Origin of the sequence: Pantanalinema rosaneae CENA516, from assembly GCF_050753385.1 — a bacterium.
In the GTDB taxonomy this organism is placed as follows: Bacteria; Cyanobacteriota; Cyanobacteriia; order Leptolyngbyales; family Leptolyngbyaceae; genus Pantanalinema; species Pantanalinema rosaneae.
Genome location: NZ_JBLZFZ010000001.1, coordinates 166,466 through 189,559, shown reverse-complemented (window position 1 = coordinate 189,559; position 23,094 = coordinate 166,466). Strand labels below are relative to the sequence as shown.

Here is a 23,094-nt window from a genome sequence, read left to right as displayed (position 1 = left end):
AAGAGTATGAGAGATTTTGGGGAAGAAAAGTTTCCCTCAGGTGAGTTTTCTGCCTTTAACGCTGACATCATGCAACATTCGGAAGAGAAAAAACGCGGTACATCGCGGCGCAATTTTTTAGGGCAAGCCTTAACGGCGGCTGGCACTGCGATCGCTGCCCCCACATTGCTTCACCAGGCAACCACCGCCCAGGACGAAACCTTAGCTCAAGTCCCTGCTTCTAGCTCAGGTAATATGACGATCACACTCACGATCAATGGCAAACCGCAAACCTTAGCGATCGAGCCACGAGTAACGTTACTGGATGCCTTACGGGAACGGTTGGGACTAACGGGCAGTAAAAAAGGGTGCGATCACGGTCAGTGTGGTGCCTGTACGGTACTGATTGATGGACAACGGGTATACTCCTGTTTAACCCTGGCAATCATGCAGGAGGGCAAGCAAATTGTCACGATCGAAGGTTTGACCCAGGGAAATAGTTTGCATCCGATGCAAGCGGCTTTCATTGAACAGGATGGCTTTCAGTGTGGTTATTGCACACCTGGACAAATTTGTGCGGCTGTCGCGTTATTGGATGAGGTCAAGCGAGGCTGTGTCAGTGCTGTTACCCCCGATTTGAATCAATCCCCGTCACTGGCGACCCTTTCAGCTACAGAAATTCAAGAGCGCTTGAGTGGGAATCTCTGTCGCTGTAGCGCTTACAACGGGATTGTGGCGGCGGTGCAACAGGTGGCAGGACAAACCCCCCCCTCGGCGGCAGCCGTGATGATGGTGCAGGAAGGAGCCGGAGCATCATGAAAAACTTCGCCTATATCCGAGCGACTTCGGTACAAGAAGCGGTGCAGCAAGCATCGACCCAACCCAGTACCATGTTTATCGCCGGTGGCACGAATTTAGTCGATCGCATGAAGGCATTTCTCGACCAACCCGATCGCTTAATTGATATCACCCGCTTAGACATGACCCGGATTGAGTCAGGTCGGGAGGGCATCCGGATTGGTGCATTAGTCAGCAATACAGCCGTTGCCGATCATGCCGAAATTCGGCGCAACTATCCCATGCTGTCCCGCGCCATTTTATTAGGAGCCTCGCAGCAAATTCGCAATGTCGCGACGGTGGGTGGCAATCTGCTGCAACGTACCCGTTGTCCGTATTACTATGACCCGGCATTTGCCTGTAATAAACGTAATCCCGGCAGTGGTTGTGCGGCGTTAACTGGGATCAATCGGATGCACGCTATTTTTGGCGCTAGTGATCAGTGTATCGCCGTCCATCCGTCCGATATGTGTGTGCCCCTGGCGGCATTAGATGCGATCGTCGAAGTGGCAGGCTCCCAGGGAACACGGCAAATTCCCTTTACGGAGTTCCATCGGCTACCAGGTGACACCCCTCAACGGGATAGCAATTTGCAGCCAGGGGAGTTAATTACCGCGATCGTGCTGCCTCCCCTGCCCTGGGCGCAGTCCAGTGTCTATCTCAAGTTGCGCGATCGGGCTTCCTACGCCTTTGCCTTAATTTCGGTGGCGGCGGCAATGCAGGTCACGGGCGATCGCATTCAAGCAGTGCGGTTAGCCATGGGGGGAGTGGCACACAAACCCTGGCGACTGACGGTAGCGGAGCAGTTTTTAATTGGTAAACCTGTGCAACCAGAAATATTGCAACAAGCGGCGGAACTGGCGATGCAGTCGGCTAGTCCTTTACCCGATAACCGCTTCAAAGTGGAACTTAGTCAACGAGCTATTCGTCGAGCCTTAACGATCGCCGCGAATGGGGGAGGTGTGGCATGAGCAACATGATTGGAACTGCCGTCAGCCGCAAAGATGGACTGGCGAAGGTGACGGGGCAGGCAACCTATGCTGCCGAACATCAGTTGCCGGGATTAGTTCACGGGTATGTGGTGACTGCCACGATCGCCAACGGGCAAATTCGGGCGATCGACACACGGGCGGCAGAGCAATCCCCGGGAGTGATCGCGGTTTTTACCCACCAGAATGCGCCGAAAATCTTCAAACCCACCAATGACTTCCGGAAATCCAAAATCTATGAAGCGCGGTTGCCATTGTCGGATGCCACAGTGCATTATGCCGGACAAATCATTGGCTTAGTGGTGGCAAATACCTTTGAGCAAGCTCGGGATGCTGCCCAACGGATTCAGGTAGACTATAACGCCAAACCGCCGACGATCGCGGCTGAGGAGGCGGTGTTTAAGCCTGCTCCCTCCATGTTTGGGGAGGATATGGTGTTTCAAACAGGTAAGTTTACGACCGGGGATTTCTCGGCAGCAATGGCAGGAGCCGCGACGACGATGACGGCGACCTACCACACCTCGACGGAACTCCATGCCCCAATGGAACCCCATGCCACGATCGCGCACTGGCAGGGCACAGAATCGCTAACAGTTTACGAACCGACCCAATGGGTGATGGGGACTCAGCGTACCTATGCTGAACTGTTTGGGTTGCCGTCGGAAAAAGTCCGGATAGTTAGCCCCTATTTAGGTGGTGGGTTTGGCTCTAAGGCATTTCCCTGGCCTCACGGTATTCTGGCGGCGGCAGCAGCTCGGCAACTCCAGCGTCCCCTCAAATTGGTGCTGAGTCGTCGTCAAATGACGGCAAATACCGGACATCGATCGCAGACCGAACAAACGGTACGACTCGCGGCAACGACAGAGGGGAAGTTAGTCGCCATTTCCCATACTGCAAAATCCTGTACCTCCCCTGTGGAAGCGTTTACAGAACCCTGTACTGGCATTACGCCTGTGATGTATGCCACGCCAAATCTGTATACGAATCAAGAACTGGCAGTAATGAATGTGGGCACACCGACCTTTATGCGGGCACCGGGAGAAAATCCGGGATTATGGGCGTTAGAGTCGGCAATGGATGAACTGGCGTGGCAACTGAAGCTCGATCCAGTGGCGTTGCGCTTAACTAATCAAACGGAAACCCACCAGAAAAAAGGCTTACCCTTTTCCGCCAAACATTTTTCGGAATGCTTGCAGGTGGGAGCGGAACGATTTGGCTGGCAGAAACGCCCCATGACACCGCGATCGCTGACTCAGGATGGCAAGTTAGTCGGTTGGGGCATGGCTGCCTCAACTTTTCCGGCGATGCGCGGGGTCGCTTCCGTTAAGGTGCGGCTACTGCCCGATGGGACGGCACATATTCTGACAGCAGGGAATGATATGGGCACAGGAGCCTATACGATGGTCGCGGTGACGGCGGCGGAGACCCTGGGTATTCCGGTAGAACGGGTGCGGGTGGAAATGGGCGATTCTCAGCTCCCAGATGGTGGTTTGGCGGGAGGCTCTCAAATGACCGCATCGTTGGCTCCGGCGGTAATTCAGGCTTGCCAGGAGGTATTAAAATCAGTCAACTGTACGACGGCAACGGCGGCCTGTGCGGCGCTGCAACAATCGGGACGGGCAGCGATCGAAGCCACGGCAACCACGGCTCCGGGGGCCGAGATGAAACAATGGGCGTTTCAATCCTGGGGTGCCCATTTCTGTGAGGTGATGCTGGATGAAGCGATCGGGCGGCTCCGGGTAACTCGCTGGGTGTCGGTGATGGATGTGGGACGGGTAATCAATGCCAAAACGGCGGCGAGCCAGATCCGGGGTGGGGTGATTATGGGGATTGGGCAAGCCTTAATGGAGGAATGCCACTTTGATCCCAAGAGTGGTTATCCGGTGGTGTATGACCTGGCAACCTATCATTTCCCGGCTCATGCGGATATTCCCCGGATCGAAGTTGTCTTTGTCGGGGAACCCGATCGCAACTTTAATCCGGCGGGAGCGCGCGGGGTGGGTGAAATTGGGATTACGGGCGTGTCTGCGGCGGTAGCGAACGCGGTGTATCATGCCACGGGTAAACGCTTCCGGCACTTACCGTTAACTCCCGATAAGTTAATGGCTATTTAAGGAGTTGGGGATGACCGGCAATGACCCATGACTTACAACAGATCATTCAGGGCTTTGAACGACTTCAGGCTCATCCCCGATCGGCGGCGATCGCGACCGTGGTAAAGACCAGTGGTTCGGTCTATCGTCGTCCGGGGGCACGCATGGTGCTGACAGCAGATCAGCAAATCATTGGTGGAATTAGTGGGGGGTGTTTAGAAGCCGATGTGTGGGAACGGGTACAGCCCTTGCTGCATCAAGCCACTGATCCGATCGTCTTCACCTACGACACTACTGCCAGTCAGGATCTGGTTTGGGGATTGGGCATGGGTTGTAATGGCATGGTGCAGGTGTTGCTGGAATCCTTACAGACGGAAGCGGCGATCGGTTCACTGCAATTCATCACCGACTGTTGGCGGCAACAACAAGCCGGAGCGATCGCTACAATATTTCATATCACGGGCTCCGTCAACGCGCAGATCGGCGATCGCGTATTGGTGAATTCCAATCAAACGGTCGTTTATGGCATGGCGGATCCGCCGTTAGTGACTCGGTTATTGCAGGACAGCGATCGCAGTCTGATAACGGGAAAAAATCGCGTTATCACTTATTCGCTAGAGCATGGCAGCGTGGAAGCCTTGATTGAAGTGATTCACCCTCCTGTCCCTCTGTTAGTGTTTGGGGCGGGATATGATGCAGTTCCGGTTGTGCAACTGGCGAAACAATTAGGCTGGCAGGTGACACTTATCGATCATCGCCCCATATATGCCAATCGCGATCGCTTTCCCCAAGCGGATCAAATTATCGTTGGTCATGTCGATCAGATTTACCATCAGATCAAGTTAAATGAGTCAACGATCGCGGTGGTGATGACCCATCACTATTTACAAGATCAAGCGTTGCTCAAACTATTGTTACCGTCTCCCATTCGCTACCTGGGGGTACTTGGTCCGAAATCACGGACTCAACAACTATTACAGGATTTACACCATCACGGTTTACAATTCACAGCCACTCAACTACAACGGCTCTATGCTCCAATTGGCTTAGATTTGGGGGCAGAAACCCCTGATGAAATTGCGCTGGCGATCGTGGCGGAAATCCAGGCGGTTTTAAACCAGCGATCGGGGCACTCGTTACGCGACAAAGCCGGAGCGATTCACGGGGATGATCAACCATGTCCAGTGTTGGTGTTGTAATTCTGGCGGCAGGAGCTTCCAGGCGACTGGGCACTCCCAAACAGCTTTTGCAGTATCAGGGAGGTAGTTTAATTCAACGAGTCGTTGCCACGGCGATCGCGGCTGTGGGTGAACCGATTATTGTCGTGTTAGGGGCAAATGCTGCCCAAATTCAAGCCGAACTCCAGAATGTTGCGGTGCAAGTAGTGATCAATCCTGAATGGATACAGGGTCTGAGTGCTTCGATTCGTACTGGTATAGAGACGTTATTGACGGTACAACCAGAGGTTGCAGCCGTTGTATTACTGGTGTGTGATCAGCCCTTGATTTCCCATCATTTCATCCAGCAATTAGTCACTACCTATCGACAGACCGAGCAACCGATCGTTGCCTCCGAATATGCCGGAGTTGTCGGGGTTCCCGCCCTGTTCGATCGCCGCTTGTTTCCTGCCTTGATCCGGTTAAACGGCGATCGTGGGGCTAAACCAATCCTGCAACAATACAGCCATTCTCTCCAGACCGTTTCTTGCCCGGATGCCGCCTGCGATATTGACACTCCGATCGATTACACGCAGCTATTGCAGGAGCATCAGCGATCGTGACAATAAATTTATAGAAACTCCTCAACTACAATCACAGGTAACGAACTGGTTTCTAACACCGCTTGAGAAACTGAGCCAACGATGACATCTTCTAGGGAACGATGCCCCCGTTTGCCAATAATAATTTCATCAACTTTGTAGGCTTGGGCGGTCTGAATAATATCTTCTGCCACTGCACCTGAGGTCGTAATGAACCGATAGCGAATGTCCGCCAGGAGTTGTTTGGTTTGTCGGTAGAGTTGTTCTGTGCTGTGGGGATTGTCAAGCCGAACCACATGCAGGACAATCACTGCGGCATCACTGCGGCGAGCTAATTCGGCAGCTTTGGTTAAGACGGCTACAGCAAGAGGCGATGTATCCACTGCCGCAAGTAACACGATCGCTCGGGAAATGGCGACTTTCGTTGGATCGACTTCCCCCCGCTCCAGTAACTTAGGGGCAAAGGTGGGAATTGCCCAGGCTCCTAACGGGGCAGTGACGAGAATAGAGAGCGCCGCGATCGCTAAAATCGTTTCGCCGCCAGCAATGCCCTGAGCCAGTGGAATTGCACCGATCGCGGCTTGCACCGTGGCTTTAGCCGAATTTCCGGGGAGCAAAAATAGCCGTTCCTTCCAGTTCCAATTACTGCCTAGCGTGGATAGATACCAGCCCAGCGATCGCCCGACTAAAAGACCGATCGCCAACACCAACAGTCCAATGAACAGGGTATCCCCCAATACATTCAGGTGAATACTGGCTCCCAGCAACACAAATAGAATGATTTCGGCAACGACCCACAGACCGTCGAATCCCCGTCGCAGTCGTCGTGCCAGGGGGGCATCTAGCTCAATCAGAAAAAAGCCGGTTGCCATCACCGCGAGATAGCCAGAGAAAATGGGAACATGGGTGGCTAAAACCACTAATAACAAGGCAACGCTGGCTGCCACCAGTCCATCCTGAATGGCATTTTGCGTCCAGTTTTGTTGAGCCAGGAGGGAAACTAACAGGCGAGCCGTTACCCAGCCTAGTAACACGCCTAGCCCAATTTGAATCATGACCTGCAAGGGTAATATCTGTAATGGACTGAGGATAATTCCACCCGGTAAAGTGATGCCAACGGAATTCCCCTGAGCCAGAAAGGCGAGCAGCAGGCTAAAGCCCAATAACAGCAGGACATCCGATAGGGCACTGCCCGTCAGAATGGCATCGGGAATGCCTTTGCTTACGCCCCAACCCAAACTTTTTAACCGCAACATACCTGGGACAATTACGGCGGGTGATTCTGCCCCAATCACACAACCAAGTAAGAGTCCAGTGGCAAAATCGAACTGCAACAGCCAGATAGCAGCTATCGCAATGACGATCGCTTCACAGGTGGCAGGTAACAGCCCTAAGCGTAATGCAACACTGCCCTGCTGGGCTAACTTATCGCGATCCAGTCCTAGCCCTGCTTTCATCAAGATCACCATGACAGCGATCGTCCGGAGGGCATCGGCTGACCCTAACACGTCTGGACTAATGACATTACCGACCTGAGGCCCGAGCAGCATACCGACGATCACCATTCCCACCAGGGCGGGTGCTTGGAGCCGTCGAGCGATTTGTCCAACGAAAAATCCTAACAGCAATATCCAGATGAGGCTTGCTAACATACGTCACGTTACCCTGAAGTGGTAGAACCAACGTGACCTGTCGCAGAAGTGATGAAAAGACAACAACGCCCCTACCCTTCCGCCACAAGTCGGAACAGTAGGAGCCATCAGCCTCAGTGCTATCAAACATCTTTTGACTAACCTGGGGCGGTTTTCGGCGAGCTCCATCGCCATCATTACCCTTATACCATGGAAGAGACGTGATCTACCAAGTTATGACGGAGGGAAACACGATGCCATCTGCACCACAAAATATTCTCACAGTTAGAGCCCGTCTGGGTGAGGGGCCCTGTTGGCACTCAGGCGATCGGGTTTTGTATTGGGTGGATATCTACAATCATCGAGTTCATCAATTCAATCCGGCAACAGGTGAACATCAATGGTTTGAAGTCGGTGAAGTGGTGGGGTGTTTAGCTCCTGCCGGAGCACAGCGATTGATCATGGCAATGAATCACCAACTGGCATTTTTAGATACCTGTGATGGCACTGTTACCCCGATCGTCACGATCGCGCATAGCCATCCAGAGACTCGCTTTAATGATGGCAAATGCGATGCGGCGGGACGATTTTGGTTTGGTTCGGTGAGTGTTCATGAGAACACCGCTTGCTTATATTCCTATGATGCTACGGGGACGGTAAAGGTCAAGGAAACTGGATTAACGATCTCGAATGGATTAGGGTGGAGTCCTGACAATCAAACTTTTTACTTAACGGATTCCGCTCGTAAGACCATCTATGCCTACAAGTTTGATCTTGCCAGTGGTGATTTAAGCGATCGCCGCGTTTTGATCGATTTAACTGCTGAATCATTTGAACCGGATGGGTTAACCGTCGATCAAGAAGGCTGCATTTGGTCAGCAATGTGGAATGGCTGGTGCGTGATTCGATTTGATCCAGCGGGGCAGGAAATGATGCGGGTACCAATGCCAGTGCAGCGCCCTACCTGTTGTGTGTTTGGCAATCCCGATCGCATGACGTTATACATTACTTCCGCCTCGATCGGGTTAAGTGAAACAGAGATTCAAGCCAGTTTTTACTCCGGTGATTTGTTTAGTCTGCCAACTGAGGTGACAGGTTTACCAACCTACGCTTTTCAGGGATGAAGTGATTTGACAGCATGACTTTCAGTGAATTTGGATAGTAAAAGACTCCCTGCACCAAAAAATTCTTTTACAATCTTTCTTGATTCACCTCCCATTCTAAATCCTGATATGTTGCACTATATTCGATCTACGATCGTGCCCTCTAAACCGGCTCAACTCCTGATTAAAACTGGATTGAAATGGAATCAAGATAACTGCCCCGGCATGGCTGCCGCTTTATCATATTACGGTTTGTTTTCCTTGTTCCCCATGCTACTGGTGATTTTGAGCGTGATTGGGTGGCTGATTGAACCGAATAGTGAAGCCTTTCGATCGATCTGGAACAGCCTGCAACGCTATTTGCCCCCGGAAGTACACGAGTTGATCCGGGCGACGATCATCTCCTTGAATCAAAACAGTGTGGGAGCGGGCATTGTTGGCTTTGTTGTGCTGCTATTTGCGGCAAGTGCGGTGTTTGGAGTGCTGCGAAATTCAGTCAATCAGATTTGGCGATCGCCGGATCAGGTCTCGGAGACTGGCTCAATCCTGACGATCGTCCTCTCCTTTACGTTTAATAAGCTGTTAGCATTCTTGTTGGTCTTGGGGAGTGCCTTACTCCTGCTGACATCCTTAATCGCCAATATTGTGATTAAAACGATCTTAGAACTGATTGCTAACTTTCAGGCGACCTTTGCCTTTCTCCCCATTGATGAACTGCAATTAGCGAAAGGCTTACAACTCAGTTCATCATTTTTAATCATGGCTCTAGTTGCCTGTGTATTGTACAAAATCCTGCCCGTTGCTCAGGTGGGTTGGCAAGATGTCTGGCTCAGTGCCTTGCTGACAACAGCGTTGTTAGTAGGATTACAACAATTGGTTGGCAATAGTGTGATCACGATCGGGAGCCATTTTCTATCCTATGGTGTGATTGGGAGTGTGATGATCTTAATGTTGTGGATTTTTCTCACCTTTCAAATCTTTCTATTTGGTTGTGTCCTGTCCTATGTTTATGCCTACCTGTTTGGGAGTCGTCGCCATAAAGCGATCGATTCACTCAATTTGCCTCAATCATAGAATTTTTTGACAATCCTTAAGTTACCAATGTTGATCACTCATACCACAGGTTATTTGGACAATTGTGCCAAAATATCTTTGCCGACAGACAATTTCTAATCTGACATGCGAAATAAGCGTAAGATAGCCCTCGTGATGGGATTTGTAGCTTCCCTCTGGGTTCCCTGGGTGTTGAGTGTTGTGGGCTGTTTACTCAGCCTCTGGATTGTGCTTCCCGCCCCTACCATGTTCCTGCTGCCTCTGGGCATTGGTGCTCCGGAGGTCAGTCCCTGGTTAATTGTCGTGAATGCGATTGCTCTGCTGCTGGTGGCATTGCGGTTCCAGTTGAGTTGGCTGCATGGGATCGCTCTGGGGTGTAGCCTGCTGGGTTTGTTGCTCAGTCTATTGCCTCTGATGCAGTTTCCGACTGCCAATGCTCGGATTGCCACTGAGATGGAAGCGGCATTAGGCAAATCAGCGTTAACGGCAACTCTGCCTATTCCCCAGGTGATGCGTTCTCAACCGTTTGTCTGGGCAGATGCGTTTCGAGGAATTCATGTACCAGACGTGCGGATCGATCGGGGTATGCCCTTTGCTACCGTAGAGGGGATGGATTTGACCCTGAATCTTTATCGTCCTCTGTCTGTAGGGTTGCATCCGACGATCGTGGTGATTTATGGCGGAGCTTGGCAAAACGGAACCCCTGCCAACGATGAAACCTTTAGCCGCTATATGGCTGCCCAGGGCTATACGGTGGTGGCATTGGATTACCGTCATGCGCCGCAGTTTCAGTATCCGGCACAGCTTGAAGATATCCGCACTGCGTTATCCTTCATTAACACCCAGGCGGAAACGCTAGAGATCGATCGCCAGCGGGTGGCGTTGCTGGGGCGATCGGCGGGTGCCCATCTGGCAATGTTAGCCGCCTATGGACAGAGTTCCTTACCGATCCGAGCAGTTGTGAACTACTACGGTCCTGTGAACCTGACGGCAGGGTATTATGATCCGCCTGTTCCCGACCCGATCGATACGCGATCGATTCTGGAGGCTTTTCTGGGCGGTAATCCCGAGCAACAGCCACAGCGTTATCATCAGGCTTCCCCGATTAATCACATTCAGCCCAATCTGCCTCCGTCCCTGCTGGTGTATGCGGGGCGCGATCATCTGGTGCAGCCTCAGTTTGGACGGCAGCTTTACCAGAAATTGCAGGATGCAGGCAATCAGGTAGTTTGGCTAGAAATTCCCTGGGCAGAACATGCCTTCGATGCCGTGTTTAATGGGGTCAGTAATCAGCTGGCTTTATACTACACCGAGCGATTTCTTGCCTGGGCATTGAGGAAACAGCCATGACTCAGTTAAACCATGCCGTTGTGCTGATTACCGGAGCGACAGGGGGCTTTGGTCAGGAACTGACTCGCCAGTTGTTGAGGGCAGGGAGTCGGCTGATTCTGACGGATCTGGATGCTGCCGCCCTGGAACAGCAGATCAAGACGATGCGGCAGGAGATTGCTACTGGAGAAATCCTCACCTATTTGGTGGCAGATCTGTCTACCACCGCCGGGTGTGACCAGCTCTACCAACAAGTGCAAGCGCTCAATATTCCAGTAGATATTTTGATTAATAATGCGGGGATTGCGGTATTTGGACGGATGGATGAAATTCCGGTAGAGCAAGGGGAACGGCTGATGCAAATTAATCTCCTGTCACCGATGCGCTTAAGTCATTTATTTGTTGCCGATATGATTACTCGACGATCGGGGCATATTGTCAATATGTCATCAGTGGCGGGTTGGGTGGCAACGGCGGGCTTGACCCACTACGCTACAAGCAAGTTCGGGCTACGCGGCTTCAGTGCCGGACTGTTAGCGGAAGTCAAACCATACAATGTGAAAGTCACTGCCGTTTATCCGTTTTTCAGCCGAACTCCGATTCTGCAAGTGCAATGCTATGGCACGTTGGCAAAGGAGGGTAGTAGTATTCCCGATCACTTAATCACCGATCCGGCAGCTGTCATCGATCGCACTCTGCGGGGAATTGAACGCAATCAACGGCAGATTTTTCCCGATCGCTTTGCCTATATTATTCATCTACTGCAACGGTTTGCTCCCTGGCTTTTAGACTGGATATAGCACAGGTTGAAGCGGAGAAGACATTTTGATACAGATCGATCGTCCCAGGGTGGCAACCTCTCTTGTTGATCGCCGCGATCGCCACTTAATTCTGGGAGCCGGATTTATTGGACTAGGCATGGCTCAGGCGCTTCAGGTGGCTGGAATTGCCTATGACCAGGTGGATGCCAGTGATCAAATTGGGGGCAATTGGTACCACGGGGTTTATCAAACCGCACATATTATTTCATCACGGAAGGTAACTGAGTTTACCCATTTTCCGATGCCCGCCAATTATCCCGATTTCCCCAGTGCGGTACAAATGCGGGAGTATCTGAATGCCTTTGCAGATCACTTTAATTTACGTCCCGCCATTGAATTGAACTGTGCGGTGCTAGCCATTCGACCGATCGAAAATAATTATTGGCACGTTACGTTATCGAATGGAGAACAGCGAATTTACAAAGGGATACTGCTGTGTAATGGGCATCACTGGGATAAACGCTTTCCCCAATTCTCTGGCGAATTTACCGGTGAAATGATTCATTCCAAAGACTATAAACACCCCGATCAACTGCGTGGCAAACGGGTGTTGGTGATTGGGGGGGGGAACTCCGCCTGTGATATTGCCGCCGAAGCGGCTCGGGTGGGGGCAAAGTCGGTCTTGAGCCTGCGGGAATCGGTCTGGTTTTTGCCCAAAACCTTTGCCGGAGTACCGATCACCGATTTGATTCATGGCTGGATGCCGGAATCGCTGCAACGGCTGATTGCCTATAGCATGATTCGTTTAACCTTTGGCAAGCATGAGCACTATGGTTTATCTACACCAACCTACCGCATTTTTGCCAAACATCCCACTATTAACAATGAAGTGCCCTACTACATTCAACATGGGCGGATTCATCCTAAACCCGCTGTCCAATCCCTGCAAGGGGATACGGTCGAGTTTAGGGATGGTAGTCGGGAAATTTTTGATTTAATCGTTTGTGCGACGGGATTTCATCTGTCCTACCCCTTTCTACCGCCTGCCCTGCAACGGGTTGAAGGCGCGATCGTCAAGTGTTATGGTGGTAGCTTTTTAGATGACTACAAGGGTATCTATTACATTGGTTGGGGACAGGCTCGGGGGGGAGTGGGTTCTTTGATTGCCGCGTTTGGGCCCTTTTTTGCTCGCTGTCTGCAACTTCAGGATCAGATCAAGATTCCGTTAGGTCTGGTGTTCAAAGAGATCGGTCAGCCACTCCCCCAAACTCACCTGTCTGATCCCCATGCGGCATTTCGACAATTGAAGTTGGCTAACCTGGGGTTCCGCTGGCTGACCTACAAAGCCCATCACATCGATCGACGCTATCCCACCTTTCAGAACCTGCCGATTGAGTAACCGGGGATGGCTAGTCAAGGTTAGCATCCGTAAGTGCTAGCGCAAATTAGCCGGGGGATTCTCAGGCACGACCCAGTAGTACACCGTTCTGCCATCCACTTCAACCACTTGCTCGGGCTTCCAGTCCCCCATATCAAAGGCATGGGAGACAATGCGAGTCCCTGGTTTTAATTCATTTAGTAACTTGGGACGCAGTTTGACGTTGAGGTCGGGTAACAAGTACAGTGTCACCACGGTAGCCTCGCTAAAGTCTGTTTCAAACAAGTCTGCCTGACGGAATTCCACCCGATCGGTGACTCCGGCTTGTTGAGCATTTTCATTGGCTTCTCGAACCCGTTGCGGGTTGATATCAATCCCAACCCCACGGGCACCATACTCTTGAGCGGCGGCAATCACAATGCGACCATCGCCACTGCCCAAGTCATAGACCACATCATTGGACTGTACATTCGCCAGTCGTAGCATTTCCTGCACAACTGCCGTTGGTGTGGGCACGTAAACCACATCAGGACTGCGAGTGGGGGCTTCGGTCGCTGGATTGGCTTGGGCTTGTTCAGATACCGAATTTGTTTGGGCAGCCGCCGTTGGACTTTCTACCTCTGGTTCAAAATTCCGCAGTTGCGTACAGCCAATGCCAGTCAGACTAAGAACGCTAATACCTATGACGAACGATCGCCGAATCAAGTTAGGTTGCATGTAATTATCTCCTGTAAAAAGGGTTGGGTGAGTTTGGGTTAATGACTAGTGCGACGAACAAATGGTAGACCGAGTAAAACCACAATGACTCCAACAGTGGCTCCGATGCCTGTGTACACTAAGCTGGAGTAGAGTAAGTAGCCGCAAGTTGCACAAAACAGGATGGGTACGATCGGGTAAAGAGGAACTCGAAAGGGGCGCAGTCGAAAGGGTTCCCGCCACCGCAAGATGATCAGTGACAGCGTACTGAGCAGAAAAAAGAACCAGAAAGTGGGTGCAGTATAGTCCACCATGGTTTCAAATCCCTTACGGGTGAATGTGCCTAACCCAATCAGAATCAGGGCGATCGCCCCTTGTACTAAATAAGCGGTGGTCGGTGAGCTGGGATGGGGTTGCCAGCGTCCCAACCAGCGAAATGGCGAGATATCTTGCCCTAAGGCAAAGTTAGTGCGGGCTCCGGTTAGAATCGTGGCATTGATCGAGCCTAAGGTGGCAACTACCACAAGTAAGCTGACTAAACCAGCGCCCAGTTCTCCCAAAGAGCGGCGTAGTAAATCGGCTGCCACTGCTTGGGAACCTGCCATGTCGGCTATGCCTAAGCCTCGCAGATATGCCAGGTTAATCAATAAATACAGTCCGGTAATAATGCCAATGCTCCACAGCAGCGATCGCACAATATTTCGGCGTGGATGATGGATTTCTGCCGAGATGTAAGCCGCTTCATTCCAACCTCCATACGATAACAGCACGAAGACCAGTGCCATGCCCCAGGCAGGCGTAGTCGTGGATGGTGTTACCGGAGTGGTTGTCGCTGGTGGCGCAAAGATCAGTCCAATGCAAATCACCAGTCCTAAGCCCAGGATTAACGCTACAGCTAGCCAGTTTTGCAGTCGCTTGCTCTGGTGTAATCCAATGATATTCAAGGCGGTCAATAGCACGATCGCCCCGACGGCATAGATAGAGGTTGAGTAACTGCCCAACGAAACCAGTTGGGAGGCATAGTCACCCAACACAAAGGCTAGTAGGGCGATCGAGCCAGTTTGAATCACGGTCATGCGGGCCCAGGCAAATAGGACAGCGATCGGTTGTCCAAATGCCCGTTTGAGGTAATAGTAGTTACCACCCACATGGGGGTAGGTGGTTGCCAGTTCGGCATAGCAGAGTGCCCCCAGTAATGACACGACACCACCGATTAGCCAAACTAGAAGCACCCCATTCACTGTGCCTGTATTCCCGGCGACCAGAGCAGGTGTCTCAAAGATCCCAGCCCCGATGACGAGTCCCACAATTAACGCGATCGCATCGACTAACGCTAGAGACGGTTTTGGAGCCGCCGTTAGAGGAGAGTGACGTTCCAGTAATGCAGCGTTTTCTAATTTGTTCACAGCCATACCTGATTAACGACTAGAAGTTGTAGCCGACACCTAGTCGTAAACCCACTTCCGTTTTGCCAAAGAAGCCAACGTTGACCCCGGCATTGGCAGTGAACTGTTCATTTAACGGGACATCCACTCCACCAGTGAGCAACGCTCGCACCACACTATCTCTACCCGTAGAGATGACAATGCCACCCCCAATGTAAGGTGCAGCACTAAGCCGTCCATCCACTACAGAACCCAGGGGAAAATCCACGGTGACAGGGAGAAGAACAGCGGGTCGTCGCCAAGCCATAACGGCTGGACGGGCCGATAAGTTATTTGTTAGGCCAATTTTACTAAAGGCTGTAAAGCTGCCTCTGCCCAGGTCGGTACGGCCACCGAAGCCAATATTGCCACCGACACCAACGTAACTGGGCCCAGATTGGGTTGCCCGACCGGGGGAGATAACCGGCGAAGTTGTTTCTGGTGGGACTGGGGTTGTTCCAGGCGTAGTCTCGATCGGATCCGGAGTGGTTGCCGGAGCGGGAATCTCGGTTTGAGCCGTTAACATCTCTGGCTGTAAACTAGCCGCCGAAGTTTCAACTGTTCCAGGAGCCGGAACGACCTCAATTGGTGGCGTGATCTCCTGATCAAATGCCTGTTCGGGGGCAACCAGCGGTTGAGTCTCCAAAATAACGTCTGGGGAAGTGGCGTATTCGTCTGGGATTGGCGATGATTCGGCCTGTGCCGATCGCCCACCTAAAAGGAATACACTAACAAGACCAGAAACGAAAACAAGCTGCTTAATGCGTGCAGTATTCATTGCCAAGAACCTATTAGAAATAGTGCAATAACTAGAATCTATTCTTAGAGTCCCTGGCAAATGTGACGGGAAAGTGACAGTCGGGATGAACTCCTACAACTGCAAAATGTTTCTGGCAACATTGAGGTAAATCAAGACCCCTAAAACATCCACAGCAGTGGTGATAAAGGGGGCTGACATTAATGCCGGATCTAATCCCCAACTCCGAAATAGAAAGGGTAGAGAGGCTCCCGCGATCGATGCCAGAATAGAGATGGCAAACAGACTGATCCCAACCGAACTGGCGACTAAGGGATCTCCTTGCAGCACCGTTGCCCAGACAAACACGACCACGCCTAACATGCCGCCCAACAGCAGACCCGCGATCGCCTCCCGCCGTACTACCCACAGGGCTTGTTTCATCCGAGGTTCTTCAACATTCAGCCCCCGAATCACAACCGTTGACGACTGTGCCCCCACATTGCCCCCCGCGTCAATCAGGAGGGGAATGAAGGCGGCTAAAGTCACCACTTCTTCTAACACATCTTCCTGACTCCGAATGACCGCGCTGGTTAATGTGTTGGTTATCAGTAAAACCAATAGCCATGTCACCCGCTTGCGAGCCACTGTAAACAGATTGGACTGAAAATAGTCATCTTTACCGGCCTGTAAGCCTCCCATGGCATAGATATCTTCTGTGGTTTCCTGTTCTAAAATATCCAGGACATCATCCACCGTGATAATGCCGACCAATCGTTGCTCTCGATCTACGACAGGTAATGCCACAAAATCGTATTGCTGAATCAATCGGGCAGCTTCCTCCTGATCGGTGTCTGTATTCACGAACAGCACCTCTCGCTGCATAATACTGCTGATCGTTTGCTCAGGTGGTGCCACGACTAATTCCCGTAGCGATAGGGTTCCGGTCAGATGACGATCGCGATCCGTGACATATAAATAGGAAATTGTTTCTACCTGATGGGCTAACCGCCGAATTTTTTCTAATGATTGCTGCACTGTCTGCTCTTCCTTGAGAGATAGATATTCGGGAGTCATTAATCGTCCAGCCGTGTTGGGCTGAAACCCCAGCAGCAGGGCAGTTGCATCCCGTTCCTCTGGAGTCAGTTGTTGAAATAACCGCCGCACCACTTTAGCCGGGAGTTCATCAAACAATCGCACCCGATCGTCCGGTGACATGCGATCGACGATTTCTAAGAATTCTGGTTGTTTAAAGTCTTCCAGTAATGCCTGTTGTACTGAGCGATCGAGATATTCATAAACTTCGATCGCCTCATCTTTTGACAATAACCGAAAGGCGATCGCCTGCATGGTATTCGGTAGAGTTTCGATCGCATCCGCAATATCCGCCGGATGGGCTGGAATTAACAAAGCCTTTGCCGCATCTAAATCTTCGTGTTCTAACAGGGTTTGCAATTGCTCTTGGAGCCATAGTACATACTCCTGCTGCGAACCGGCTTGACCTCTAGTAAACGCTGAAGACTGTTCAGGTGGATTCATGGTGGGTCACCTCTATACGCCAATTTTTAGCGTTAGTGGACAATGTGACGTGAAAATGACAAACAGGTGACATCCCGATGACAAATTCTTTGTCAAGAACGAAAACTCATTGAGTATTTTTATAAGTAATTTTTACAGTAGCGGTAGCTCAATTTGAAACAACGAGCCTTTGCCCACCTGGCTACTGACGGTTAATCGACCACTCTGCGCTTCTACGATTTGCTGCGCGATCGCTAGCCCTAAACCTGCCCCCCCGGTTTCGCGGGTTCGTTCCTGATTCACCCGATAAAATCGATCAAAAATATAGGGTAAATCGGACTCGGGAATGCCAATCCCCGTATCTTCGACCTGAATTAAACAATGGTGATACTGATGAATTAACCGCACCCAAACCGTTCCCTCGTTCAAGGTATATTTACCCGCATTGGTGAGTAGATTGGTGATAGCTTGCCGCAATAAATCGGGATTTGCCTGAATGACAAGGGGTGCGTCAGGTATTTCTACATGCAACGTCACATGCTGGATAAAGGCTTGGATGGATGGAGTGGCGATCGCATCTTTCAACAAATCATTCACATTCACGGATGGCATCGAGTGAGGACTGAGTCGTCCTGATTGCCTTGCCAAAAACAACAGATCCGTCACAATCTGATTCATCGATTTGGCAGTTGCCACAATTTTCTCTAATCGGGCATGTTTGGGTTGACCCTCGTTAACGGGACTTAGTAAACCGACCTGAGCATTACTGAGAATTGCCGCTAACGGTGCCCGTAATTCATGGGAGGCATCGGACGTAAACCGTTGTAATTGCAAGTAGGCACTCCGAATCGGTCGCATTGCCAGTTCACTGAGAAACCAACCCGCCAGACTAATCACCCCTAACGTCAGGGGCACCGCGATTACCATGACTGTCAGCAGATCTCGGATGGTTTCCTGAGCTTCGGTTAACGGAATGGCAATTTGCAGGTAGCCGATCGTGTGTCCGTTTTGCTCAACGGGCAGGGTCAATTGCCGTTGCCACAGATTATCCACTTGCAGCGTTTCAAAGGCAGCCGTCGCTTGGATTTGGTCAGATGGCTGCGCTCCATAGAATTGCTGCAATTCCCCTTGGTTGGAATACCAGCGAGCATAGATGATATTGCTATCCGTCGGCGGAGAATAATTGCCCAATACGGGCACATAGCTCAGGTCAATTTCATCCTGACCTTGCCGATTGCGATAGTCAATATTGGCAACCATAACTCGGGCTTTTCGGTAGAGCAGGCGATCGCTTTCTTCCAACCGATCCACCACCCGTTGATAATAAATCACCCCAGCAAACAGCACCAAAATACTGCCCATAGACAGCATGAACCAGCGAGCCAGAGTGCGACGGCTACGATTGAACATCTGGATTCAAGCGATATCCCATGCCATAAACCGTTTCTAACCAATTAAATACACCCACCGCCTGTAACCGTTGGCGCAACCGTCGAACTAAAGCCGTAATCGCATTACTTTCTGGTTCACTACCCCATTCCCATAACGCTTGTTCAATCTGGTTGCGAGACAGCACCTGCCGGGGGTGACGCATTAAATATTCTAACAATTGAAATTCTCGGGTGGATAATTGTAGGTTTTGTCCCTCCCGCTCTAAGGTAAGTGTGGGTAAATGCAGGATCAGATCCTCAACCTGGAGGGTATCCCCCTGCCAGAGCGGCGATCGTCGTCCTAAAGCCCGCACGCGTGCCAGCAGTTCAAACACATCCGCTGGCTTGACCAGATAATCATCGGCTCCCGCATCTAAGCCATTAATCTTATCCGCCGTGGAATCTTTAGCGGTCAACATTAAGACTGGGGCTGTTTTGCCCAAACGACGATATTGTTGACACAAATTCAGTCCACTAATTTGGGGTAGCAGCCAATCGAGAATCAGTAAATCATATTCTCGTTGCGATAAAATCCACTGAGCGATCGCACCATCTTTCACCCCATCTACAATATGCCCGGCTTGGGAAAGCGCTACCTGTAAAGGTTCTAGTTGGTTAACATCGTCTTCTACCAGCAGAATCCGCATAGCTATCATCATCCATCCTGCACACATGGATATTAAAGAGATAACTTGATCCCAGCATCCATCATAGGTCGGATTTGAACATGGCTGTTGCCAACTAAGATGACTGGTATCCCGTTATCCTAACCTGATCCTGACCTATGACCTCTTTACGTGTGCTCAAACTGCTCCACCGCACTGGGTGGGAATTCTGGTTACCGCTCCCCTTCATTGCCATGATATTTTGGGTGGTTGGCAACGCGATGGCAGTGCAGGTCTTGAGCCGTCCCTATGACTCGATTCATACGCTGCAAACCGAAACTCAGTTGGATGTTAAGCTATCAGTGACAATCCTGGCGATTAATGCAAAGATCGATCGTAAACGAGATGTCACTACGATCTTAATCAAAACGGCGGACTCAACCTTGAAAAAGTTGGAGTACGAGTTTCCCACCACTCAAACCAGTCAGGTAGAAGCTGCCCTCGCCCAGGAACTTAGAATGTCTCCTGATACCGTGAGGAAAATTGTCAGCTATCGGATTAAAGACTGACCAGCAGCAGCCGTCGATCGGAGATAGTCTCGCGACGTACCTCGATCGGTTCCGAACGATTTTGAATCCAGGCAAACAGAGCGGCGGCGGCAAGCAGAATCAGCGTTGTCCCGGTCACTAATTGCAGCATGATACTGTAGCGCATACATTTCCCCTATGCCAAATTAAAGTGTTCCATGTGGACATTGGTCACTGGCACCTCCAGTTCAAATAATGCCCGTTCCACGGCATCCATCATTACGGGGGCAGCACAGATGAAATACTGGCGGCTCCCCCGATGTAAAGGAATATATTTCTCCAGGAGGGCTTGATCAACATAGCCCGTTTCCCCTGTCCAGTCGTCATGACCTTTGCGTAACACATAGACGATCGTCAAATCCAGGTTTTCCTTTAAGGATTCTAATCGCTCCCGGTAGGTGATATCGTCCCAGGATGCCGCCGAGTAAATTAATAGAAATGGTCGATCGTCGTGCCGCTCTGCCGCCGTGAGTAAAATGCTGAAGATGGGAGTAATGCCAACGCCCCCAGCAATTAGCACAAATCCCGCACTATCCCAATAGCGATCGATGGTAAACACGCCATAAGGACCGTCTAAATAGGCTTTAGTTCCAGGTTGATAATCCTTAATCCGTTTGGTAAAGTCGCCGATCGCTTTAATGCCAAACTCAATGCGATCGGCGCGATCGCCACTGGAAGACATGGAAAATGGATGTTCTCGCATACTCAGTGGAGTAATGTTCAGCGTCAACCAGGCAAACTGACCGGGTTGGAACGTAAAGCCATCATGCCCCAGAGGACGCAGTGCCAATGTCCAGACATCTCCCCGCTGGGCAATCACTTCTTCCACCACATAGGGCTTCTTGGTCATTAACCAGGGTTTGACTAACCGGACGTAAATGATTAACCACAGCGAGATCAGCATGATACCTGACCAGAGGATGGTTTTCCAGAAGAGTCCTAGATAGTTGCCAACGCCGATCGCATGACCAAACCCCAACCCCACCGCTAACACCGCCAGGATGGTATGCGAAGCCCGCCAGGGTTCGTAGGGAATCTTCAGTTGCTTCCGCCAGATGGTTGTAATCACCATTGCTAGAAATGCTAATGTCCCTAACACTGCCATTTGTGCCCGGAGCGGAGCCTGGGGAAAGTTGAGCAATTGGCGAGTTTCTGGCTGAACGATAAACAAAATAATTGGATGACCTAACACCATCGCAAAGGCGGCCAGGGAGGTGTAGCGATGGAATTGCAGCAGAATATCAATTCCATAGGATGCTTCAATGCGATTCACCCGCGCCGTCAAAATAAATTGCAACGCCATCATTGCCAGCCCAATAAAGCCCAGGGCGACGGAGAACTCAGTCCAGAAATCCCGACCAGAGGGGGCAGGATGCAGAAGCAGGACGAGTAGGGGAAATAAGGTGAGCAATAAATAGGCGATAATCCACAGTGCTGCAACCGCGATCGGGCTATGCATTAACAACCGTCTCATGATCAGACTCCTGCACGATTATTGTTGAGAGGCTAGTTGCCAACGACGATTGACCTCTTGCCAATTCACGACATTCCACCAGTTGTTCAGGTACTCTGCCCGTCGATTCTGATAGCGCAGGTAGTAGGCATGTTCCCAGACATCATTCCCCATAATCGGGAAGTTGCCCTCCATGATCGGGCTGTCCTGATTGGCGGTTGTGGTAATTTGCAGTTGTCCCTGGGCATTCCGCACTAACCAGACCCAACCACTACCAAAGCGATCGCCCCCCGCTTCGTTAAATTGCTTTCTAAAGTTGTCGAAACTACCAAAGTTCTGATTGATTGCCTGAGCAATTTCGCCTGTAGGTTGTCCACCGCCATTGGGACTCATAATTTGCCAGAAGATCGTGTGGTTGAGATGTCCACCAGCATTGTTCTGTACCGTTGTCCGAATGCCTTCGGGCACACTATTCAGGTCACGCAGCAACGCCTCTACACTGCGATTGCGTAAGTCGGACTGTTCCTTCAGGGCTTCATTCAAATTTTCGACATAGGTAGCATGATGGCGATCGTGGTGCAGTTTCATCGTTTCCGCATCGATCGCCTGTGCCAATGCCCCATATTCGTAGGGTAGGGGTGGCAGTTGTGCCGGATTTGCACTCAGTTCGCCCTCTGGCGAGGCAACCGCCGCTGGTTGAGCCGTGGTGGGTGCCGGAGACTGCGCTTGGGGACTGGTTTGGCAGGCAATTAGCAAGACTACCAGTGCCATCCCAGTGACTAAAAAGCGAATAGGGCGTTGTAAAAACTTTTTCATTACCATCCTTGCCTTCATAGTGGTAAATACAGCCGATATAGATCCACTATTGACAACAAATATGATTCAAAAGTGACACTTAGGATTGTAGATTCAATAAATCCGCACCCTATACGGGTGGGTTTAGCAGACCAAGCTGGACGTTGCAATGAATTTAACCGCAAAACCCGCCTCTACCCAATCTCGATTCCCATTGCTTAGAATCTGGAGGGTCGGGGGTCTTCCGATGAAAATAAACCAAACATCGGTGCGAGCAGTGCCCCAAACACAAACCCCCCCGCATGTGCCCAGTAGGCAACACCGCCTCCTTCCATCCCCACGTTGCTGCGGACTTGCAGACTAGCCACACTATAGAGGGCTTGTTGAACAAACCAAAAGCCTAAAAAGAAAATGGCAGGAATTCTGAAGGTGGTGATAAAAAAGCCGATCGGAACCAACGTTAAGATTCTAGCTTTCGGAAAGCGCAGAATGTAAGCTCCAAGGACTCCCGCGATCGCGCCACTGGCTCCCAGCATGGGTACGGTGGAGTCCATCGAGAAAAACCACTGAGCTAAGGCGGCTAATATCCCACACAGCAGATAGAAAATGAGAAATTTGACATGCCCTAATTTATCTTCAATATTGTTGCCAAACACCCACAGAAACAACATGTTGCCGATCAGATGCAAAAAACCGCCATGCAGAAACTGGGAGGTAATCAGCGTCAAGGCTTGCGGCAGAATTTGCCCCAGATCTCCACTCTGGAAACTGGTAGTGAGCTGATTGGGCACAATGGCATAGGCTTCCACAAACTGCTGTAGCTGCGGAGCCGAGAGGCTAATCTCATACAGAAAAATAAAAATATTGATGCCAATTAATACATAATTGACATAGGGAGTGATACGAGTAGGGTTATTATCATGCAGAGGAACCACAGT

22 protein-coding genes and 1 riboswitch are annotated in these 23,094 nt (G+C 50.9%); of the genes, 11 read left to right on the top strand and 11 right to left on the bottom strand.

What is annotated here, in order from left to right; translation table 11 throughout:
• The first annotated feature begins 6 nt into the window (after window positions 1–6).
• From ACN4EK_RS00655 to ACN4EK_RS00635, 5 genes are read left to right on the top strand one after another with little or no spacing between them, the layout of a single operon-like run.
• Complete coding sequence (locus tag ACN4EK_RS00655) at window positions 7–798, top strand: 2Fe-2S iron-sulfur cluster-binding protein (RefSeq protein WP_431655389.1); 792 nt, start codon at window positions 7–9, stop codon at window positions 796–798.
• Window positions 795–1,787, top strand: a complete 993-nt coding sequence (locus tag ACN4EK_RS00650) for an FAD binding domain-containing protein (protein ID WP_431655388.1) — start codon at window positions 795–797, stop codon at window positions 1,785–1,787. Before ACN4EK_RS00655 ends, ACN4EK_RS00650 begins: the two co-directional genes overlap by 4 nt.
• Window positions 1,784–3,919, top strand: coding sequence for a xanthine dehydrogenase family protein molybdopterin-binding subunit (locus ACN4EK_RS00645; protein WP_431655387.1), 2,136 nt, complete (start codon window positions 1,784–1,786; stop codon window positions 3,917–3,919). The genes ACN4EK_RS00650 and ACN4EK_RS00645 overlap by 4 nt, the downstream gene beginning before the upstream one ends.
• 20 nt (window positions 3,920–3,939) lie before the next feature.
• A complete protein-coding gene (locus tag ACN4EK_RS00640) occupies window positions 3,940–5,097 on the top strand; it encodes an XdhC family protein (protein WP_431655386.1) in 1,158 nt (385 codons plus the stop codon).
• On the top strand, window positions 5,076–5,678 hold the full coding sequence (locus ACN4EK_RS00635; RefSeq protein WP_431655385.1) for a nucleotidyltransferase family protein: 603 nt from the start codon (window positions 5,076–5,078) through the stop codon (window positions 5,676–5,678). Before ACN4EK_RS00640 ends, ACN4EK_RS00635 begins: the two co-directional genes overlap by 22 nt.
• An 8-nt stretch (window positions 5,679–5,686) precedes the next feature.
• Here ACN4EK_RS00635 and ACN4EK_RS00630 read toward each other — a convergent pair whose 3' ends face one another.
• On the bottom strand, window positions 5,687–7,309 hold the full coding sequence (locus ACN4EK_RS00630) for a cation:proton antiporter (protein WP_431655384.1): 1,623 nt from the start codon (window positions 7,307–7,309) through the stop codon (window positions 5,687–5,689).
• Window positions 7,310–7,400: 91 nt separating this feature from the next.
• Window positions 7,401–7,490: riboswitch (Fluoride riboswitch) on the bottom strand.
• Between the two features lie 52 nt (window positions 7,491–7,542).
• Between ACN4EK_RS00630 and ACN4EK_RS00625 the strand changes: the two genes are divergently transcribed.
• The 5 genes from ACN4EK_RS00625 to ACN4EK_RS00605 all read left to right on the top strand — a co-directional run bounded on the left by ACN4EK_RS00625 (window position 7,543) and on the right by ACN4EK_RS00605 (window position 12,933).
• Window positions 7,543–8,412: an SMP-30/gluconolactonase/LRE family protein gene (locus ACN4EK_RS00625; protein WP_431655383.1), complete on the top strand. Its 870-nt coding sequence runs from the start codon at window positions 7,543–7,545 to the stop codon at window positions 8,410–8,412.
• A 108-nt stretch (window positions 8,413–8,520) separates the two neighbouring features.
• On the top strand, window positions 8,521–9,465 hold the full coding sequence (locus ACN4EK_RS00620; RefSeq protein ID WP_431655382.1) for a YihY/virulence factor BrkB family protein: 945 nt from the start codon (window positions 8,521–8,523) through the stop codon (window positions 9,463–9,465).
• A gap of 135 nt (window positions 9,466–9,600) precedes the next feature.
• Complete coding sequence (locus tag ACN4EK_RS00615; protein ID WP_431655473.1) at window positions 9,601–10,794, top strand: alpha/beta hydrolase fold domain-containing protein; 1,194 nt, start codon at window positions 9,601–9,603, stop codon at window positions 10,792–10,794.
• Window positions 10,791–11,573 carry an SDR family NAD(P)-dependent oxidoreductase gene (locus ACN4EK_RS00610; protein ID WP_431655381.1) on the top strand — a complete coding sequence of 261 codons (783 nt, stop codon included), beginning with the start codon at window positions 10,791–10,793 and terminating at the stop codon, window positions 11,571–11,573. The genes ACN4EK_RS00615 and ACN4EK_RS00610 overlap by 4 nt, the downstream gene beginning before the upstream one ends.
• Window positions 11,574–11,622: 49 nt before the next feature.
• A complete protein-coding gene (locus tag ACN4EK_RS00605; protein ID WP_431655380.1) occupies window positions 11,623–12,933 on the top strand; it encodes a flavin-containing monooxygenase in 1,311 nt (436 codons plus the stop codon).
• A 36-nt stretch (window positions 12,934–12,969) separates the two neighbouring features.
• Here the strand turns inward: ACN4EK_RS00605 and ACN4EK_RS00600 are convergent, their stop codons facing one another.
• From ACN4EK_RS00600 to rppA, 6 genes are all read right to left on the bottom strand, one after another.
• Window positions 12,970–13,629: an SAM-dependent methyltransferase gene (locus ACN4EK_RS00600; RefSeq protein WP_431655379.1), complete on the bottom strand. Its 660-nt coding sequence runs from the start codon at window positions 13,627–13,629 to the stop codon at window positions 12,970–12,972.
• A gap of 38 nt (window positions 13,630–13,667) precedes the next feature.
• Window positions 13,668–15,014, bottom strand: coding sequence for an APC family permease (locus ACN4EK_RS00595; protein ID WP_431655378.1), 1,347 nt, complete (start codon window positions 15,012–15,014; stop codon window positions 13,668–13,670).
• 19 nt (window positions 15,015–15,033) lie between these two features.
• Window positions 15,034–15,810: a hypothetical protein gene (locus ACN4EK_RS00590; protein ID WP_431655377.1), complete on the bottom strand. Its 777-nt coding sequence runs from the start codon at window positions 15,808–15,810 to the stop codon at window positions 15,034–15,036.
• 93 nt (window positions 15,811–15,903) lie between these two features.
• The gene (gene mgtE, locus ACN4EK_RS00585) at window positions 15,904–17,307 is read right to left on the bottom strand and encodes a magnesium transporter (RefSeq protein ID WP_431655376.1); all 1,404 of its coding nucleotides are present in this window, start codon (window positions 17,305–17,307) and stop codon (window positions 15,904–15,906) included.
• A 132-nt stretch (window positions 17,308–17,439) separates the two neighbouring features.
• Window positions 17,440–18,696 (bottom strand): sensor histidine kinase, encoded by a 1,257-nt coding sequence (locus ACN4EK_RS00580; protein WP_431655375.1) that lies wholly within the window; start codon window positions 18,694–18,696, stop codon window positions 17,440–17,442.
• The gene (gene rppA, locus ACN4EK_RS00575) at window positions 18,683–19,375 is read right to left on the bottom strand and encodes a two-component system response regulator RppA (protein WP_431655374.1); all 693 of its coding nucleotides are present in this window, start codon (window positions 19,373–19,375) and stop codon (window positions 18,683–18,685) included. The genes ACN4EK_RS00580 and rppA overlap by 14 nt, the downstream gene beginning before the upstream one ends.
• A 125-nt stretch (window positions 19,376–19,500) precedes the next feature.
• Between rppA and ACN4EK_RS00570 the strand changes: the two genes are divergently transcribed.
• Complete coding sequence (locus tag ACN4EK_RS00570; RefSeq protein WP_431655373.1) at window positions 19,501–19,890, top strand: hypothetical protein; 390 nt, start codon at window positions 19,501–19,503, stop codon at window positions 19,888–19,890.
• Here ACN4EK_RS00570 and ACN4EK_RS00565 read toward each other — a convergent pair.
• The 4 genes from ACN4EK_RS00565 to ACN4EK_RS00550 form a co-directional block, all read right to left on the bottom strand.
• Window positions 19,880–20,035, bottom strand: a complete 156-nt coding sequence (locus ACN4EK_RS00565) for a hypothetical protein (protein WP_431655372.1) — start codon at window positions 20,033–20,035, stop codon at window positions 19,880–19,882. The two genes, ACN4EK_RS00570 and ACN4EK_RS00565, sit on opposite strands and share 11 nt — an antisense overlap.
• Window positions 20,036–20,044: 9 nt before the next feature.
• Window positions 20,045–21,382 (bottom strand): ferredoxin reductase family protein, encoded by a 1,338-nt coding sequence (locus ACN4EK_RS00560; RefSeq protein WP_431655371.1) that lies wholly within the window; start codon window positions 21,380–21,382, stop codon window positions 20,045–20,047.
• 18 nt (window positions 21,383–21,400) lie between these two features.
• Window positions 21,401–22,177, bottom strand: a complete 777-nt coding sequence (locus tag ACN4EK_RS00555) for a superoxide dismutase (RefSeq protein WP_431655370.1) — start codon at window positions 22,175–22,177, stop codon at window positions 21,401–21,403.
• Between the two features lie 197 nt (window positions 22,178–22,374).
• The gene (locus tag ACN4EK_RS00550; RefSeq protein WP_431655369.1) at window positions 22,375–23,091 is read right to left on the bottom strand and encodes a rhomboid family intramembrane serine protease; all 717 of its coding nucleotides are present in this window, start codon (window positions 23,089–23,091) and stop codon (window positions 22,375–22,377) included.
• Window positions 23,092–23,094: the final 3 nt, after the last annotated feature.